This window comes from Parabacteroides johnsonii DSM 18315 (assembly GCF_025151045.1).
Lineage (GTDB): Bacteria > Bacteroidota > Bacteroidia > Bacteroidales > Tannerellaceae > Parabacteroides > Parabacteroides johnsonii.
In genome coordinates this window covers 4,324,391-4,340,868 of sequence record NZ_CP102285.1, presented here as the reverse complement: position 1 = coordinate 4,340,868, position 16,478 = coordinate 4,324,391, and the positions used below count along the sequence as shown (strand labels likewise).

The 16,478-nt window shown below is 48.6% G+C and carries 12 protein-coding genes; 8 read left to right on the top strand and 4 right to left on the bottom strand.

Features of this window, described 5'->3' with window-relative positions:
• The first annotated feature begins 79 nt into the window (after positions 1–79).
• On the top strand, positions 80–2,764 hold the full coding sequence (locus NQ564_RS17680) for a S9 family peptidase (RefSeq protein ID WP_008152975.1): 2,685 nt from the start codon (positions 80–82) through the stop codon (positions 2,762–2,764).
• Here the strand turns inward: NQ564_RS17680 and NQ564_RS17675 are convergent.
• Complete coding sequence (locus NQ564_RS17675; RefSeq protein ID WP_008152976.1) at positions 2,761–3,762, bottom strand: sensor histidine kinase; 1,002 nt, start codon at positions 3,760–3,762, stop codon at positions 2,761–2,763. The two genes, NQ564_RS17680 and NQ564_RS17675, sit on opposite strands and share 4 nt — an antisense overlap.
• Positions 3,763–3,931: 169 nt before the next feature.
• Between NQ564_RS17675 and NQ564_RS17670 the strand changes: the two genes are divergently transcribed.
• The 4 genes from NQ564_RS17670 to NQ564_RS17655 are packed head-to-tail and all read left to right on the top strand — an operon-like array spanning position 3,932 to position 9,051.
• Complete coding sequence (locus NQ564_RS17670) at positions 3,932–5,152, top strand: 6-bladed beta-propeller (protein WP_187368568.1); 1,221 nt, start codon at positions 3,932–3,934, stop codon at positions 5,150–5,152.
• A 5-nt stretch (positions 5,153–5,157) separates the two neighbouring features.
• Positions 5,158–6,462, top strand: a complete 1,305-nt coding sequence (locus tag NQ564_RS17665; protein ID WP_008152979.1) for a DUF4933 domain-containing protein — start codon at positions 5,158–5,160, stop codon at positions 6,460–6,462.
• A gap of 17 nt (positions 6,463–6,479) precedes the next feature.
• On the top strand, positions 6,480–7,694 hold the full coding sequence (locus tag NQ564_RS17660; protein ID WP_008152982.1) for a 6-bladed beta-propeller: 1,215 nt from the start codon (positions 6,480–6,482) through the stop codon (positions 7,692–7,694).
• A gap of 43 nt (positions 7,695–7,737) precedes the next feature.
• On the top strand, positions 7,738–9,051 hold the full coding sequence (locus tag NQ564_RS17655; protein WP_008152984.1) for a DUF4933 domain-containing protein: 1,314 nt from the start codon (positions 7,738–7,740) through the stop codon (positions 9,049–9,051).
• 15 nt (positions 9,052–9,066) lie between these two features.
• Here NQ564_RS17655 and NQ564_RS17650 read toward each other — a convergent pair whose 3' ends face one another.
• On the bottom strand, positions 9,067–9,876 hold the full coding sequence (locus NQ564_RS17650) for a response regulator (protein ID WP_008152985.1): 810 nt from the start codon (positions 9,874–9,876) through the stop codon (positions 9,067–9,069).
• 316 nt (positions 9,877–10,192) lie between these two features.
• On the opposite strand from NQ564_RS17650, the gene NQ564_RS17645 reads away from it, so the two are divergent.
• A complete protein-coding gene (locus NQ564_RS17645) occupies positions 10,193–12,598 on the top strand; it encodes an ABC transporter permease (protein WP_129650318.1) in 2,406 nt (801 codons plus the stop codon).
• 21 nt (positions 12,599–12,619) lie between these two features.
• Here NQ564_RS17645 and NQ564_RS17640 read toward each other — a convergent pair whose 3' ends face one another.
• Together NQ564_RS17640 and NQ564_RS17635 are read right to left on the bottom strand one after the other, a co-directional pair.
• On the bottom strand, positions 12,620–13,897 hold the full coding sequence (locus NQ564_RS17640) for a porin family protein (RefSeq protein ID WP_008152998.1): 1,278 nt from the start codon (positions 13,895–13,897) through the stop codon (positions 12,620–12,622).
• Positions 13,875–14,435: an RNA polymerase sigma factor gene (locus NQ564_RS17635; protein WP_008153000.1), complete on the bottom strand. Its 561-nt coding sequence runs from the start codon at positions 14,433–14,435 to the stop codon at positions 13,875–13,877. The genes NQ564_RS17640 and NQ564_RS17635 overlap by 23 nt, the downstream gene beginning before the upstream one ends.
• 124 nt (positions 14,436–14,559) lie before the next feature.
• Between NQ564_RS17635 and NQ564_RS17630 the strand changes: the two genes are divergently transcribed.
• Both NQ564_RS17630 and NQ564_RS17625 read left to right on the top strand, forming a co-directional pair.
• Positions 14,560–15,390, top strand: coding sequence for a hypothetical protein (locus NQ564_RS17630; RefSeq protein WP_008153002.1), 831 nt, complete (start codon positions 14,560–14,562; stop codon positions 15,388–15,390).
• 35 nt (positions 15,391–15,425) lie between these two features.
• Positions 15,426–16,469 (top strand): endonuclease/exonuclease/phosphatase family protein, encoded by a 1,044-nt coding sequence (locus tag NQ564_RS17625; protein WP_008153004.1) that lies wholly within the window; start codon positions 15,426–15,428, stop codon positions 16,467–16,469.
• The last annotated feature ends 9 nt before the right edge of the window (positions 16,470–16,478 follow it).

Below are 16,478 nucleotides of genomic sequence, written 5' to 3'. Positions count from 1 at the left end.
TTTTTGAAGGTAGCAAAGATACTTTTTCCTTTTAATAAAAAAGAGTAATATTGCATACTAAAACAATTCTTATAAATAAATGAATTACTCCATACATTTCATAAGCCTTTTATTATTGGCTTCCGGGTTGTCAGTGCGAGCCCAAGAAGAGAGAGCGATGACATTCGAAGAAATGGTCGGCTGGGAACACATATCCGAACAACGTATTTCCAATGACGGTAAATGGGTCTTCTGCAAAATGGAACCTTGGCGAGGAGACGCCTCCATTCAGTTATATAACGGCAAAGGAGAAGAGAAAGCGGCTTTCAAGCCTGCTTCAACAGCACAGTTCAGCGCTTCATCCCAATATCTGTTGGTAACAAAAGTTCCTTCCTTGGAAATGGTAGAAGCTGAGAAGCTAAAGAAAACCGACAAGGATAAAATGCCGATGAACAGCCTTGTCATCTCCCGACTGACAGGCGGAGAAGAAACGGTAGACTCACTCAAAACATACAAACTTTCAGAAACGGCTGATTGGCTGGCTTATCAACGCGGAAGTAAAAAAGACTCCACTCTTTACATCCGTTCGCTCGACGGGATGCAAAAAGATTCGTTTCCGTCTGTAAGTGATTTCGGATTTGCCAAAAAGGGGAATGTACTATATGTCGTATCCGATTCTGTCTTATACACCTATATTCCAGAGAAAGGGAACAGCCGGATATCCACCGGAAGAGGAGTCTTCAAAAAGATTGCATTCAATGAAAATGGCAGCAAAATTGCCTATCTGTTCTGCGCAAACAAAGACTCCGCCTCAACCCGAAGCAGCCTGTATCTGGCAGAGGACAATACCCCTGGCAAACTGATCGCGAAACGGGGAGACAAAGCCTTCCCTACATCGTGGATAATAAGTGAAAGCGGGACTCTCCATTTCTCCACAGACGCAAATCGCCTGTTCTTCGGCACCGCCCCGGAGCCTCGACAGAAAGACACGACTGTACTAGCAGAAAACCGACCGGACGTACAAGTGTGGAGTTGGGACGAAAAGGTACAATACACACAACAGTCTTTCAACAAGGCGTCCGACTTGAAGCGGTCTTATACGGCGGTTTACAACATCGGTTCCAAACATCTTTTCCAACTAGCAACCGAAGAACTCCCCTCACTGCAAACAGCCGATGAAGGAAATGCACCACTGGCACTTCTTTCGACTTCAAAACCATACGGCACACAAAGCATGTGGACGGCCAAAAACTTTTATGACATTTATACGGTCGATCTGGAAACCGGAGAACGGCGGCAAATCAAAGAAAAGAGCCCTTCTTACATGCGTTTCTCCCCGAAAGGGAAATATGCATACTGGTATCAGGAGCAAGACAGCTCCTGGTACACCCGTTCCATGACCGACGGGAAAGAATACCGCCTGACTACACCGGAGACATTCATCGCCTGGAATGAGGATAACGACGTCCCGGACTATCCTTCCCCATACGGAGTCGCAGGTTGGACGGACGACGACCAGGCCATCCTGATACAGGACCGCTACGATATATGGGAATTCAGTCCGACAGCCTCCTCTTCCCCCGTCAATCTGACTGTAAACGGTCGGAAAGAGAAAATCACCTATTCACTGATTCAACTAGACCGGGAAAAAAGATCGTACAACCTGAATACTCCCCAGTATCTCAACGGTTTCAACGAAGTCACCAAAGGTTTCGGATATTATACCGCACGTCTGAACAAACCGGCTGCCCCCAAAGCATTGCTGGCCGGCGACTTCAAACTGGCCGCTCTGTCGAAAGCCAAAGACGCAGATGCCGTAATCTACACGCAGGAAACATATGAACAATATCCGGATATCCAACTGTCCGACCTCAGTTTCAAAAAGTCCATCCGGCTGACGGATGGTATCCGCCAACAAGATTCGATCATCTGGGGAACAGCCGAACTCACCACCTGGATATCTCTGGACGGACGGCCATTGGAAGGTGTCATCTATAAACCGGCGAATTTCGATCCAAACAGAAAATATCCGGTAATCGTGAATTTCTATGAACGCAATGCCAATACACTGTACAACTACCATATGCCCAGTCCCGGACGCTCCACGATCGACTATCCGTTCTATCTGAGCCACGGCTTTGTCATTTTCAACCCCGATGTGCGTTTTACAGACGGTTATCCGGGTGAAAGCTGCTACAATTGTGTAATGCCGGGGATCACTTCTCTGATTGCGAAAGGATATGTCAATGAAAAAGCGATCGGTGCACAAGGCCATAGCTGGGGAGGTTACCAGGTTGCTTATTTAGCAACCCGCACCCATCTCTTTGCCGCAATCGAATCGGGTGCTCCGGTAGTCAATATGCTGAGTGCTTACGGGGGAATCCGTTGGGGATCAGGACTAAACCGTTCCATGCAATATGAACACGGGCAAAGCCGTATCGGGGGGAACATTTGGGAAATGCCCCTGCAATACATCGAAAACTCTCCCCTGTTCAATATGGACAAGGTGACTACCCCGATCCTGATCATGCACAACGATGCAGACGGACATGTGCCTTGGTACCAGGGTATCGAATACTTTATCGCCCTCAAGCGCCTCCAAAAACCGACCTGGTTGCTCAACTACACAGGTGAACCCCACTGGCCGACGCGTATAGCAAACCGCATCGATTTCCAGAAACGCATGTTCCAGTTCTTCCAGCACTACCTGCAAGGTGCCCCCATGCCTAAATGGATGAGTGAAGGTGTCCCTGCCGTAGACCAGGATTTCGAGTTGGGATATTAAAACTCCATCTTAAATGTAGTCCGGACATTCTGAATGGACAAGACAGAAAGTTGGCCACCATGCAGTTGCATGATACGCTGGGAAATAGGAAGGCCGATACCGCTACCACCGGATTTGGTGGAATAGAAAGGAGTAAAGACAGCAGACAACCGTTCGGGAGGAATCCCCGGACCGTTGTCTGTTATTGTTATAAAGAGACGCCCGGTTGCTCCGGCATATGCATCGACCCTGACAATTCCATCCTTTTGCCCCTCTACTGCCTGCAATGCGTTCCGGATCAAATTGATCAATGCAAGAGTAACCAGATTTACATCGCCATATATTTGAAGTTCCTTATCTGTCGATTTACCCGCCTTACCACCGGAGTAAACGATCCGTTCACTTCCCGGTTCGGCCTGCAGCAACCGTTCCAACTTAGTAAATAACGCCTGTATCGTAACCATCTTATATTCCGGTTCCGGCAAATGCGTCAAACGATGATAGGAATCAAGAAAAGCGGTCAAATTCTTTGCCTGACTATTGATAACTTCAAGTCCTTCGCGTTGCCGGGATATGGGAACGGGATCCAGATGTTTTAACAGGTCTGCCGAAAGAGAAGCGATCGGGGTGATAGAGTTACGAATTTCGTGTGTCATCACTCGGAGAATGCTCTCATAATAAAGGCTCTTTTCCTCTACCTCAATCTGTTTATCCCCTAATTGCCGGAGAATATGATTCATATCAGCGTATAAAGCATTCATAAAGGGATCATCCGGATTAGCAGGGAAATGCTGTGTCGTATCCTCATTCCGCATCGCCTCGAAAAAGACGGACAATTTATAATTAAAGTGAGTTGTCGACCGGATTATAAACAGAGTTATCAACAGGATAAGAAACAGGCACACAAAGGATAAAGTGAATGACAACTGTGTTATTAACAACCAGGAGCCAATCAGGGATAAAAGTACGATCAATACTACGCTCCCTACAATCTTAGCATATAACCTGCGACTGTACATGGAGCAAAGGTACATTAATTACGATAAACCCACAAAAAAGCAAAGAGAATACGAATCGGGCGTTTATTTACGAATAAATAGTAATAAACTTGTTTTTAACAAATTAAATTACTTTATTTGTATCAAACTATCTAATACAAATAAAATACAAACAATTAATCCGGAGATTATGAACAAGACAACGAAACTTTTAGGAGGTTTGCTTATCACTACAATAGCGACATCCTGCGGAACGGGGGGCACAAATCAATCCGCACAAGCTAACGATCCTTTGGCCAACAGCCCGATAGTAGGTCAATATGTACAGGTAGGAACTGACAAAGTCATGTCGTGCGACCAGAAACTACTGGCCGATACCGTACGCATACCGCTCAGTTTCTTTGCGGAAGAACTGGAAATCGTAAAATTGGATAACCGAGACGAGGCGTTAGTCGGACAAACCGGGATGACGATTTCAGATAATTATATTTTGATGCATGGCCGCCAGCCAAACCCCTTCAAGCTATTCGACCGTAAAGGGAATTTCCTGACCAATATCGGTGCGATCGGACAAGGTCCTGGCGAATACCAAATGGTATATGATGCCAAACTGGACGAAGCAAACAACCGCATCTACATCTTGCCTTGGAATGCTTCGCAATTGTTAGTGTACGACTTGCAAGGAAAAGTCTTAGACCCGATCCCGCTTTGCCTGCGCTGCCCGAAAGCGAAATTCAGTGTCGATCTTCCCGAAGACAAAGTTTCGGTAGTCGTACTGCCTTTCAAGGGTTATCCGGCCGTAGCTTGGATACAGGATTTGAAAGGAAACAGGATCAGTTGCATAGAACCAGGACATTTGGAAGCACCTCAAGATTTCAGTAATGAAGTGACAGCCGGATTCAATCTTCCCGGCACGTTCGATGTCAATATTTTATGTATAATGCCGACACGTGTCGATTCGCTCTACCAATATGACGATGACAATAGCCGTTTGATCCCGACATTCACACTAAACTTTCCCAATACGGATAAAATCCCCTGGCACGGATACGGAGAATGGCCTCACCATTTCATTGGAGATTTTTCAGAACCACCGATCGAAGTCGCTCCCGGAGCATGGACCAACGGCCAAACTTACCATTACATCGTGGACAAAAAGACCGGGAAAGGTTCATTCTTCAAACTCTATAACGACTATTTCGGCAATTTGGAAATCGGCTATCCCAGCTACGCATTCTCCAATGGATATTACACCCGGAACATCGAACCCGGCAACCTCCTGACCGACATCGAGAACGCGTTGAAGAACCAAGAAATCAGTGACGATATGCGCAAGAAGCTGACCGACCTGCAAGCTTCTATCGATGAGAACGACAACAACTACGTCATGATCGCCAAATTAAAACCATAAGCACCATGAACAAACGGTTATTTTTGATCCTGTTACCGGCACTCCTGTCGGCAACAGGATGTAAGCAACAAAAAGCATCCGAAACGAAAGGAACGATCACCGAGGTCGAGGCTCACCAACCGCTTCCGCCGCAATACACAGCACATTATGACAAATCCGTCACGCCCGGCCGTATCGATATTGAAAAAGCACTTGCAGATTCCGTCCCGGTCAACTTGAGCAAAGTAGCCTCATCCATCGAGTATTTCATGGTCGGAGACGACAAATATCCGATCACGGACGTGGTTGCGACAAATGAAGGATTCATCGCCCTGAACCAACCCAAGCTATACCTCTACCGCAAAGGGATGAAGCGAAAACGGGTAGGGCTGAAAACGACATATGGTAACTGGATCAATGTACCCGGCTCCAAAATCAGTTTTGATACAGTCACTACCCGCCTGTATGCTCATCTGAAACGGATCAACCAGGAAACCGGTTACGGAGAAGAGTATATCGCAGAACTTCCTCCATTGGACTCCGTTCTGGCAAGAGTTTACTACCTGTATCCGGATTCGCTGCCCAATCGCTATTTCTTTCCTCCGAAATCATCTCTCATCCGCTATTTATCTCCTGACAAATACGCAACCCAAAAAGAAAACAAAGATGGTATAGACGAAGGCATCACGCTCTTTCATCTGAACGGAGATACTATTTGCACGTTCACGGCCGGCATAGATCCCACTACCCAAAGGGGACAATACTTGTTCCAACCTCCCTTCTTCGACAAGATATACCGGCATGGCGATCAAATAACTTTCCGCTTGTCTTTCTGCGACACCATCTACCGGATCCGGGACGAGCAGACCTATTATCCGGCATACGTGACCGATTTCGGAAAACTACGCCTGACCGCAATCGAAAACATCCAAGGAAAAGACCGGAAAAACAAAGCCTGGATGACCGCACTCGAGGAGAACGCAAAAGCCCTCTTCGTCCGGACATATAAAGAAGGCAAAAGCACACAGAGCGGCTGGCTGGATGCTAATCGTGAACCCGACATGCCATCGGAGGAACGTCAAATCGTTTATCTGAAATCTTCCGGACAGACTTTCGCTTTGCCCGTTAAAACCCAAGGGCTGACAAATGACCTCGACGGCGGACTCCCTTTCTGGCCGGACGGCCAGACGAGCGGTTATCTCTATATGATCCGCCCTGCCAAAGAATTGAAAACCAAGATTAAGCTGACTGGATCATCCAAACAGAAAGAATTGAAAGCATTTTTAGATAGCGTGGATGAGAAACAGAATGTGATGATCGTAGTCAAATAAAAAAGAAATAAAGAAATATGAATAGACTCCTTGCCCTGATAAACATTGTATGCTGCTTCATCTGGACCGGTTGCAGCAGCGTAAACATCAAAACTCTGGACGAATGTCCGGTCGTGATTCAAACAGAAACCATTGCCGGGTATCCCTTAACGGTGTGCGATCAAAAACTGTTGAACGACACCCTTCAAATTCCCCTCAGTCTGTTAGCTGAAAACCTGGAGATTATCCATTTCGATAACCGGGAGGAAGCGCTGATGGGAGAACATCAAGTAGTCCTATCCGACAATTATATGTTGGTCTGGCCCTCGGACGCGCAGCCAGCCAAGCTGTTTGACCGGAAAGGGAAGTTCCTGACAACCATCGGTGCAAAGGGACAAGGGCCAGGCGAATACCGGACGATTTACGATGCCCAAATCGACGAAGCCAACAACCGGATCTATCTGCTTCCCTGGACCGTCGGCCAACTACTGGTTTACGACCTGCAAGGGAATGTGCTGCCCTCTATTCCGCTTTGCCTGAATATTCCGAAAGGCAAATTATGGATCAACGCAAAGGATTCTCTGATAGCCGTATTCGCATTACCTTTCCCCCATATACCGGCCGTTGCCTGGACACAAGATTTGAAAGGGGAACGGAAGGATTACATAGAAGCGGGGTCGCTCACAGCCTACGATTATAATTCGGAAGTATATGCCGGCTGCAACATGGACGGCATATACGATTGCATGCTCAAATACAGCCTGCCGACACGGAAAGACACACTCTATCATTATGATTTCCATCATAACGTGCTGATTCCTCATTTCACCATGACCTTCACGACTACCAATCCGATCCCGGATCACGACTATTTCGAGTTACCCCACCATTTCTTGGGGACAGCCTCCCAAAGTGTACAAATATCAGACGAAATGTTCATTTCTACCAATCACAAACATTTCATAATCGACAAAGCAACCGGGAAAGGAGCTTATATGCATCTTGTCAATGATTTCTTAGGGAATGAAGAACTGCCTTTGACCAGTTTTGACGGCAATTTTCCTCCCTATCCCAACTTCCGCAACGGTTACTATATCCTGAACCAAGATCCGGGAAACCTCCGCGACCGGCTTGAAAAAAGCATGAAAACAGGCAAACTCTCTCCCGAACAAAAAGAGAAAGTGACCCGATTATTAAACTCTGTCAATGAGAACGACAACAACCTTCTCTTTTTAGCTAAGTTAAAGCAATAAATACATAATAAATCATTACATTCGCTACAAATACAGATTCAAGATGAAAAAGCACCTTTTTACCATAAGTATCCTGTCTGTTTTACTGTTAGCAACAGGATGCAAACAGACAGAAGAAAAAGTACGACACATCCCGACCGCTCCACAGATGAAAGCCCGGATAGACCGTTCCGAACCCGTAAAAACCGTGGATGTAGAGCAAGCCGCCGAAAATCCCGTTCCGTTGAAGCTGAGCCAGATCGCCTCCGAGATCGAATACTACACCGTCGGAGACGCCCGGTTCACCGTCACCCAGGCTATCGAGTTGCCGGACAGTGGTGCTTTTATCACCTTCAATAATCCGCGCATCTACTACCGGAAACAAGGCATTCCGAGTAAACGATATGGCTTCAAAGCATTGGCCTATAAATGGAACAACGAGATGAACGGACAGAACATGTTCTACGACAAAAAAACGACCCGCATGTATGTCGCCCTCAGCGGAAAGACACAGGAAACACGGAGAACCGGGACAGACAGCATCCCCTTCATCGGAGTTTTGCCGCCATTGGACACGATGCTGACAATCAAAAGTTACTTCTTCCCCGAAAGCCCCATCGAGAAATACCAGCTCGGCCGGCGTGGCGACAGGTTGCTCGGCTTTTCCTCCACCGGTTACACTTTGTGCAGCTACAGAGAAACGGCGGGAGAACCGGACGGAATCACGACATTCAACCTCCAAGGCGATACACTCTGCAAGTTCCGGTTGAAAGAAGGGAAATTGGCCCCGCGCACGATGACGGACAGTATTCCGTTCTTTCAAACATTCTATTGGAACACCGGACAAGACAAGATGACATTCATGATCCCCTATTGTGACACCGTCTACCAACTGCGTGATCCGCAAACTGTCACCCCGCTCTACGCGATCCGTTATGGAGAGCAAGGACTTCATCTGAAAGAGATGAAGGACGCTAAAATCCCGGAAGGCAAAATATGGCTAAAGACCTTCTATGAGAATCCCAAAGGGCTGTTCATGGGCCTCTACCAGAAAGGAGGCAGAAAGATCGTCGATTGGATCGGCTGGGAATATACCTACAAGCCGACCTTGACCCATCAGGCCGTCTACCTGAAAGAAGAAGGACGCACGGTTATGCTGCCTGCCGGCAAAAACAGGGGCTTCATCAACGACCTGGACGACGGACTGCCTTTCTGGCCGGACGGACAAACGGACGATTGCCTGTATATGCTCCGCACCGTCACCGAGATGCGCGAACTGGTGAAGCGCACCGGCTCGCCCAAGCAAAAGAAACTGCTCGAACTGCTGGACAATCCGAAAGTATTCGAACGGGATTATGTAATGATCGTCGTACGATAAGGATAGCCCTTCCGGTCACAAACCGTATTTCCGCATCTTGTTATAAAGCGTCTGCCGGCTGATATCCAGCTGTTGGGCGCAAAGTGTCAGGTTGCCGTTCTTCTCGCGCAACACTTCACGGATAAACTGCTTCTCCATCTCCTCCAATGTTACCGGACGGGACGAAGGAGCGGTTTCTTCTATATAGAAATCGTCCGCACCAAGCGAAGACGAATCCGTCAGCAGGACAGCCCGCTCGATCGTTTGCTGCAAACCTGAAAGATCCCCTTGCCGGATCAGGCCGGACAGCTTGACAAGTCCGTCAGGCGTGACGGCCGGCAACTGTTTGCCATACGCCTGTGCATATTTTTTCAATAAAGATCCGACCAAGAGGGAAACAACCTGCTCATTCTCCTCCTCCGCCGATATCCGCCTCACGGAAGCCGCTTCTGCCCTCTCCTTCCTCCTGCGCCGGAAAGCTCCTTGCAAAGTGGCTATCAACTTCTCGTTATCCCACGGTTTGACAACGAAATCAGCCGCTCCCCTTTTCAAGGCGGAAACGGCCAGTTCGATATCTCCGAAAGCCGTAATCAAGACCACCTGAGGAGAATCGGGACAGTCGACAATACGCTCCAGCCAGAACAAGCCCTCGCTTCCATCCTGCCGTCCGGTCACAAAATTCATATCCAGCAGGACAATATCGACATCTCCTTCACGCAACAAAGCCGGTAACAACGTCGGCACAGACACTCCTACCACCGTCTTGAATTCACGTGCCAGAATCATCTTCAATGTTTTCAGCACCGCTTCGTTATCATCCACAAGGACTATCTTTCCATCCAGCATAGTTTCATTTTTTTCTTCCTACAAAGTTATTATTTTCTGCCAAGAAATCCGCAATCAGATGCAAGTGTAATTTATTTTCGACAATGTCGCATATCTTTTCGGCAATGTCGTGTATATTCTCGACGTCGCCGTGTATATTTTCGACATTGTCGAAAACAAGTTACACTTGCATGAAAGTAAAAAATCCCTTTCATTCAAAGGCGATCCCATTGTCCAATAATTGGACAAATTTGCGGTTCCCCGAAGAAAAAAGAACTATCTATTGCGACATCCACAGAAAGGGGATAGCTTTGATTCGTATTTAAAAGCAAAAGTCATGAAAGCTGTAGCACTCAAACTGGTCCTCCGTAGTTGGTGGCGCAATAAAACATTTTCCATTATTTCGATTGTCAGCCTCGCGATCGGGATTGCCTGCACAAATCTGTTGGTAGCCTTCGTCATATATGAATTCAACATCGAGGCGGATAATCCGAACAAGGAAAAGATCGTCTATATGGCGCAAGACTCGCCAATGAAGTCAGGAGAAAAGGCCTCTTTTATAGTTGGAAAGATCCCGATCCAGCTAAAAGAGCAATATACGGAAGTGGAGGATTACCTGCGCTTCAGCTCGATCGACTGCAATTCCATCACCATAGGGAACAAGAAATACGATCCGATCTTGATTACCAGGACAGACACTACTTTCGCCCGCTTCTTCGAATATGAAGTGCTGTACGGCAACCTGCATGACGCCCTTTCCGCCCCGGACAAAGCCGCGCTGAGCGAATCGTGCGCCCGGAAACTGTTCGGAAAGACAAACCCGGTAGGAAAAATCGTCCAAATAGACCTGGCGGACGGAGGCATGCGCCAGGAAAACGAAATGACGCCCCTTTCCCGTCCTTTCCAAATTGCCGCCGTCTTGAAAGAACATCCTCAGTCCTACCTCAAGTTCGATATGCTCACCGGTATCGGGCAGGACTATTACGGAGGAGGAGTCGCCCTCCTAAGGGTCTCCCCCTCGTTCGACAAAGAAGCATTCGCCCAAAAGATCAAGGCAGACGGCGTCCCTACGCTGCAACAGGAGAAAGGACGCTACTATTTCTACACCTTGCAAGAATCCTATTTCCAGCACTACCCGCAAGAGTCGATTCCTTATATCGCCCGTTCCCAACAATCGCTGTTACTCATCGGGCTGATATCCGCATTGCTGATCCTGCTGATCGCCTGCTCCAACTATATCAACCTCAGCTTCTCCCGGATCCTTCAACAGATACGGATCATACACACGCAGAAACTGATGGGAGCCACACAAGCGGAGATGAATTACCAGCTGTTTCTGGATACATTCCTCACGGTCGGCATCGCTTTCCTGCTATCGTTGCTGATCGCCCACGACCTGATCCCCGTTTTCAACCGGATCATGTCCGGGAGGATCACTACCGGATTTTTCCTGAACAGGCAGGTGCTGCCTGTCATCTGCGGACTGATCCTGATCCTGTCCGTTATCCCTGCTTGTTACATGAGCCGGAAAATCACCAACCTGACGGATAGTAACTACCGCCTGTTCTTCACCGGAAACAAAAAAAGAAAAATCGTCACCGCCCTCTCCGTCATGCAGTATATCATCTCCATCGGGCTGGTAATCGGGACACTCACCATCTACGCGCAATTGCGACTGACGCAGAAGAAAGGCGAATGCTACCGCAACCTGATCGAAATCGGAAGCTGGAAAGGCGGAAAACTGGATGTCAACACATTCGCAGCCGAACTGAAGAACAGGCCGGAAATAGTCTCCGTCACACGCGCCGGAGGTTCCATCCTCTTCGCCTGGCTCCAACAGATCGTTATCAAGAACAGGGACGGGTCGGAATCCTACTATTCGTCGGTCCAATATTTAGGGGAAGAAGATTTCCTTCAAACCTTGGAGCTGCAAATCCTTCAAGGACTGCCTCCCCGGGAAGCGATGCGGAAATACGGCCGGCCGGTCTACATCAACCGGAGATATGCGGACATCCTGATCCCGGCCGGTGAAAACCCCGTTGGTCAGCCGGTCAGCCAGTATGACAAATCCTTCCGGGACATCCTGCCCAGCGATCCTAAACAGACATGTACGATCTGTGGGATTGTCAGCGGCCTCTATATCAATACACTGGAAGAAGAAGCGATGCCATCCCTGATCTACCTCAACAACGCCGGTGACCAACACTACCGAACGCTTTATGTCAGGCTGAATGACAAACAGAAAAAGGAAGGGATGGAAACGCTGCAAGCTGTATGGAAGAAGGTAAACCCGAGCGAATATTTCACCTATATGGATGTATACGAAGTATTCATGCAACGCAACCGCAGAACGACCGATATGGCAAACTTGCTGTTGATGTATTCCATCATCAGCATCTTCCTGACCTGCTTCGGCCTGTTCGGAATGGCTGTGTACGCGACTGAACAACGGACCAAAGAGATCGGGATCCGGAAGGTGAACGGAGCCAGCACACGGAGCATCATGTTCCTGCTGATCCGGCAATTCGTCAAATGGATAGCAGTGGCATTCGTGATCGCAGCACCTCTTACCTGGCTGCTGCTGAACCGTTGGTTGGAAAGTTTCGCCAACCGGGTGAGCATTTCCCCGCTCTATTTCTTGATGGGTGGAGGCATCGTCTTGGCTATCACGTTGCTAACGGTAGGATGGCACAGTTACCGGGCTGCCTCGAGTAACCCGGTAAAAAGCCTGAGGAGTGAATAAAGGGGAAGAAAAACTATCCGTTCAAAACTCGAAGCGCACCCCGGCCCCGACACCTATCAATGTCATGTTCTCGGTGCGATAACTCACTGGCTGGTTGTTATCGAAATAATAAGAATAACGCGGCTCCAGGTACAAACTCCAATCCCGGTAGAAACGGTAAGAGACACCGACAGACAGGTTCAGCGACCATTGCAGTCCGTCTATGCCGGAACGGTATGTGGCAGATTTCTGCTCATCGAGGCTATATGCCTCCACATGATAGACGGAGCGCACTCCTTTCTCTATCATGAAACCACCGGAGACGTACACATTCCAATTCGGATTGTCCCACAAATTAACCACCAGGTTGACTGGAATACCTAAATAGTGAAGACCCAATGTTGCCCGACCGCTAATCGTCCGGTTCTGGCTCAACTTCGTGTACAAATAAGTATAAACCAAGCCGCTCTCAAGGGCGATACGGTTATTCAGGTGCTTTCGTACGGTTATCCCGAATGACAAGGGCGGTGCGCAATCCACCTGGGAGAAGTTTTCCGGGCCGCCACCCATCTCTAATTCCGGTTCGTCGTCCGTAACAGGAGGAACGGGAGGAAGAGGCACATCCGGGTCCGTCGGGGAGTCGCTCATATCATCCTGATAAGTGTTATCTAACCCCATACCTAACGATAAATGCCCGCCTGTCCCCATATTGGCTCCGATCTGCCATCTGCCGCCCTTCGCCTCCGGCCTATCCGCCCTTGCGAGCAGTTGTTGAGTCCGGTGCTTTTCCGGTTCCGGCCCCAAGTGCCGTATGGCAGGGACTTCGGCTGACGGGTGCGTAACCTCCGATTTTGGAGGAAGCTCGATTTCTCCTTCTTCTCCTATAGCTTCTTCCCAAGCGATCGTATCAACAGGACTGGGGGCGGCTACCGCTTTTCGTGCAACATGGGCAATTATCCGTTCCCGTGCTTGACGCGGGAGAGCAAAAGAAGCGCCTCTATCCGGTTGCTGCTCTTCAGTATCCATTTTCTTAGGATTCGTCTTTTCGGCGATCTGCCCCTCCTCCTGCAATCCCGTGCCGGACGTGGGAACGGGAGTGGTCGGGTACAGACGGATCAGGAGCAACAGGGCAAGAACAGCGGCGGCAACAGTTGCCCAGCCACCGATCCTCCAAACGGAAAGACGCGGACGTTCGGTCATCTTCGCCTCGATCTGTTCCCAACCCTTCATATCGACGGGTAGCCGGTGATCTTCCAGTTTTTGCCTTACCTTCAAACTGAACAGGTCTAAATGTTCATTATGTTCTGTTTCTGCTGACATTGTCCTGCGCTATTAAAGATTGAACCATTTCCTGTAATGCTTTCCTTGCCCGCGCAAACTGGGAGCGGGAAGTGATCTCCTGTATATGAAGCATAGCCGCTATTTCCTTATGCGTATATCCTTCGATGGCATACAGGTTGAAGACAGTCCAGTAACCGGTGGGCAACCGGGAGATGCATTCCAGTAAATCGTCGGCCGACAGACGGTCCAGTACGGAAACATCCACGTCTTCAACCTGTTCTCCATATTCATCAATCGGGGCACTCGACCGGAGAGCATCGTATTTACGGAGATATTCGAGTGCCGTCGTCACAAATACCCTTCGTAGCCAGGCGCCAAAGGGGCCAGTCGCCGAATAGGTCTGTATTTTGGTGAATACTTTGATAAATCCATCCTGAAGCAAATCGCGGGCCGTCTCCCTGTCATGGACATAACGGGCACATACGCTCATCATGGCAGGTGCGTACAGCTCGTATAATTCTTTACGAGCCGATGCTTCTCCACGCTTGCATCCGTCGATTAACAGTTGTTCGTCCATAAATACTTGCTACTCTCTGATTATATGATGAAACAGATTCCCGGATAGTTGCACCTATCTTCATTATTTATACACAAATATCTAAATTTATTTTTATCTTCGCAGAAATTAAATGAGTTGTTGTATGAAGCGGGGAATTAGTTTAATCATATTGTTATTGTGCGCATTATGTCTGCAGGCACAATCCGATCTGACCTGGATCAGAACAAAAGAAGGACGAATGGTGGCAGTGCCCAAACGGGCGGTTTTCGACTTGAACCTACCCAAATTCGCATACAAAAGCTTCACGCCATCGGACAGGCAACTGATCGAAGCCAAGTTGCGTGAATTCATTCCCGACCTTCCTGTCCAATCCGCATATGAACAGGAGCGCCCGATGGATATGGTCATTTCATCTGCCGCCTATCAGCCATTTTTCAATCCGTACACACCGATGTTAAGACGCGTCTCGCCGATGGCACTGGATTTTCACGAAGTATCGGTCGTTCCCGTCAGCGAACAAGTGGCCTTTATCACAAGCGGACAACAATACACATGGCCCGGTGTCGGCGGCCTTACCCGGATCAATACGGAACTGCTATGGACACACGACCGGTTCTCCCTGTCGGGAGGCGCTTTCGGCGGACGTTATTTCACACCGTTCAATCCTTCCCCCAAATTCATGGGCGGGTTCAATGCGATGGCCAGCTATGATGTAACCGACTGGATGACGGTGAGAGGATGGGGACAATATACATTTTACGACCACAACGAACGAAACAACCCGCATATGCTGATGAACCCGTTCTACAACCATACAAACGTAGGCGGTGCATTCGAATTCAAGGTGAACGACAGCGGTTTCAGAGTCGGCATAGGGATCAACTACGAATACAATCCGATCCGCGGAAAGATGGAACGCCAGTTCATGTTCTATCCGGCAGGCAAGATCGGGACATTCCGGATCGGTAACTAAACATAAAGAAATAGTAGACAAAAACACATACTGACATGAAAAAAGAAAGAATCAGGACAACACTCCTGTTGCTCCTACTTATGGTTTTCGGGCTGTCATCCTGCCAGAAAACAGAGACATTCAAAGTATTACAATTTAATATCTGGCAAGAAGGGACAGTTGTGGAAGGCGGCTTTGAAGCACTGGCCGACGAGATCGTCCGCAGCAATGCAGACTTCGTCACCCTGAGCGAAGTCCGCAATTATCGTAACACCCGTTTTTGTGACCGGATCGTGGAAGCGCTGAAAAAGAGAGGGAAAACCTATTACTCTTTCTATACCGAAGACTCCGGCCTGCTAAGCCGTTATCCGATTTCGGACAGTACAACGGTCTATCCCCTGAATGACGACCGGGGAAGCATATACCGGCTTGTATCCAAAAAAGACGGCCAGGAATTTGCCGTTTACACGGCTCACCTAGATTACCGGAACTGCGCCTACTATGACGTACGCGGATACGACGGAAATACCTGGGAGAAGGAAGAACCGGTGACAAACATCGATTCTATCCTGATTCTGAACAAGGCTTCCGTACGCGACGATGCAATCGCCAACTTTTTAGCAGAAGCCCAAAAAGACCGTGAAGCCGGCCGCATCGTTATCTTGGGCGGTGACTTCAACGAACCTTCGCACCTCGATTGGACAGAAGCGACGAAAGACCTGTTCGACCACCACGGGGCTGTCGTCCCCTGGGACTGCTCCATGATGCTGGCTGAAGCCGGTTTCATTGACACTTACCGCAGCTTGTATCCGGACCCGGTTAAATATCCCGGATTCACTTGTCCGGCCGACTGCAAGGATATCGATCTCAAACGCTTGGTTTGGTCACCGGAAGCCGATGACCGCGACCGCATCGACTTCATCCTGTACGCCCCTTTTGAAGGGTTATCGCTCACAGACGTAAGTATCGTCGGTCCGAAAGGCGATATCCTCCGGGGCGAACGGGTAACAGAAGAAACCTCGGATCCGATTATCGAACCGATTGCCGTCTGGCCAACCGATCATAAGGCAGTACTGGCTACTTTTACTCTGACTAAATAGCACCATTCA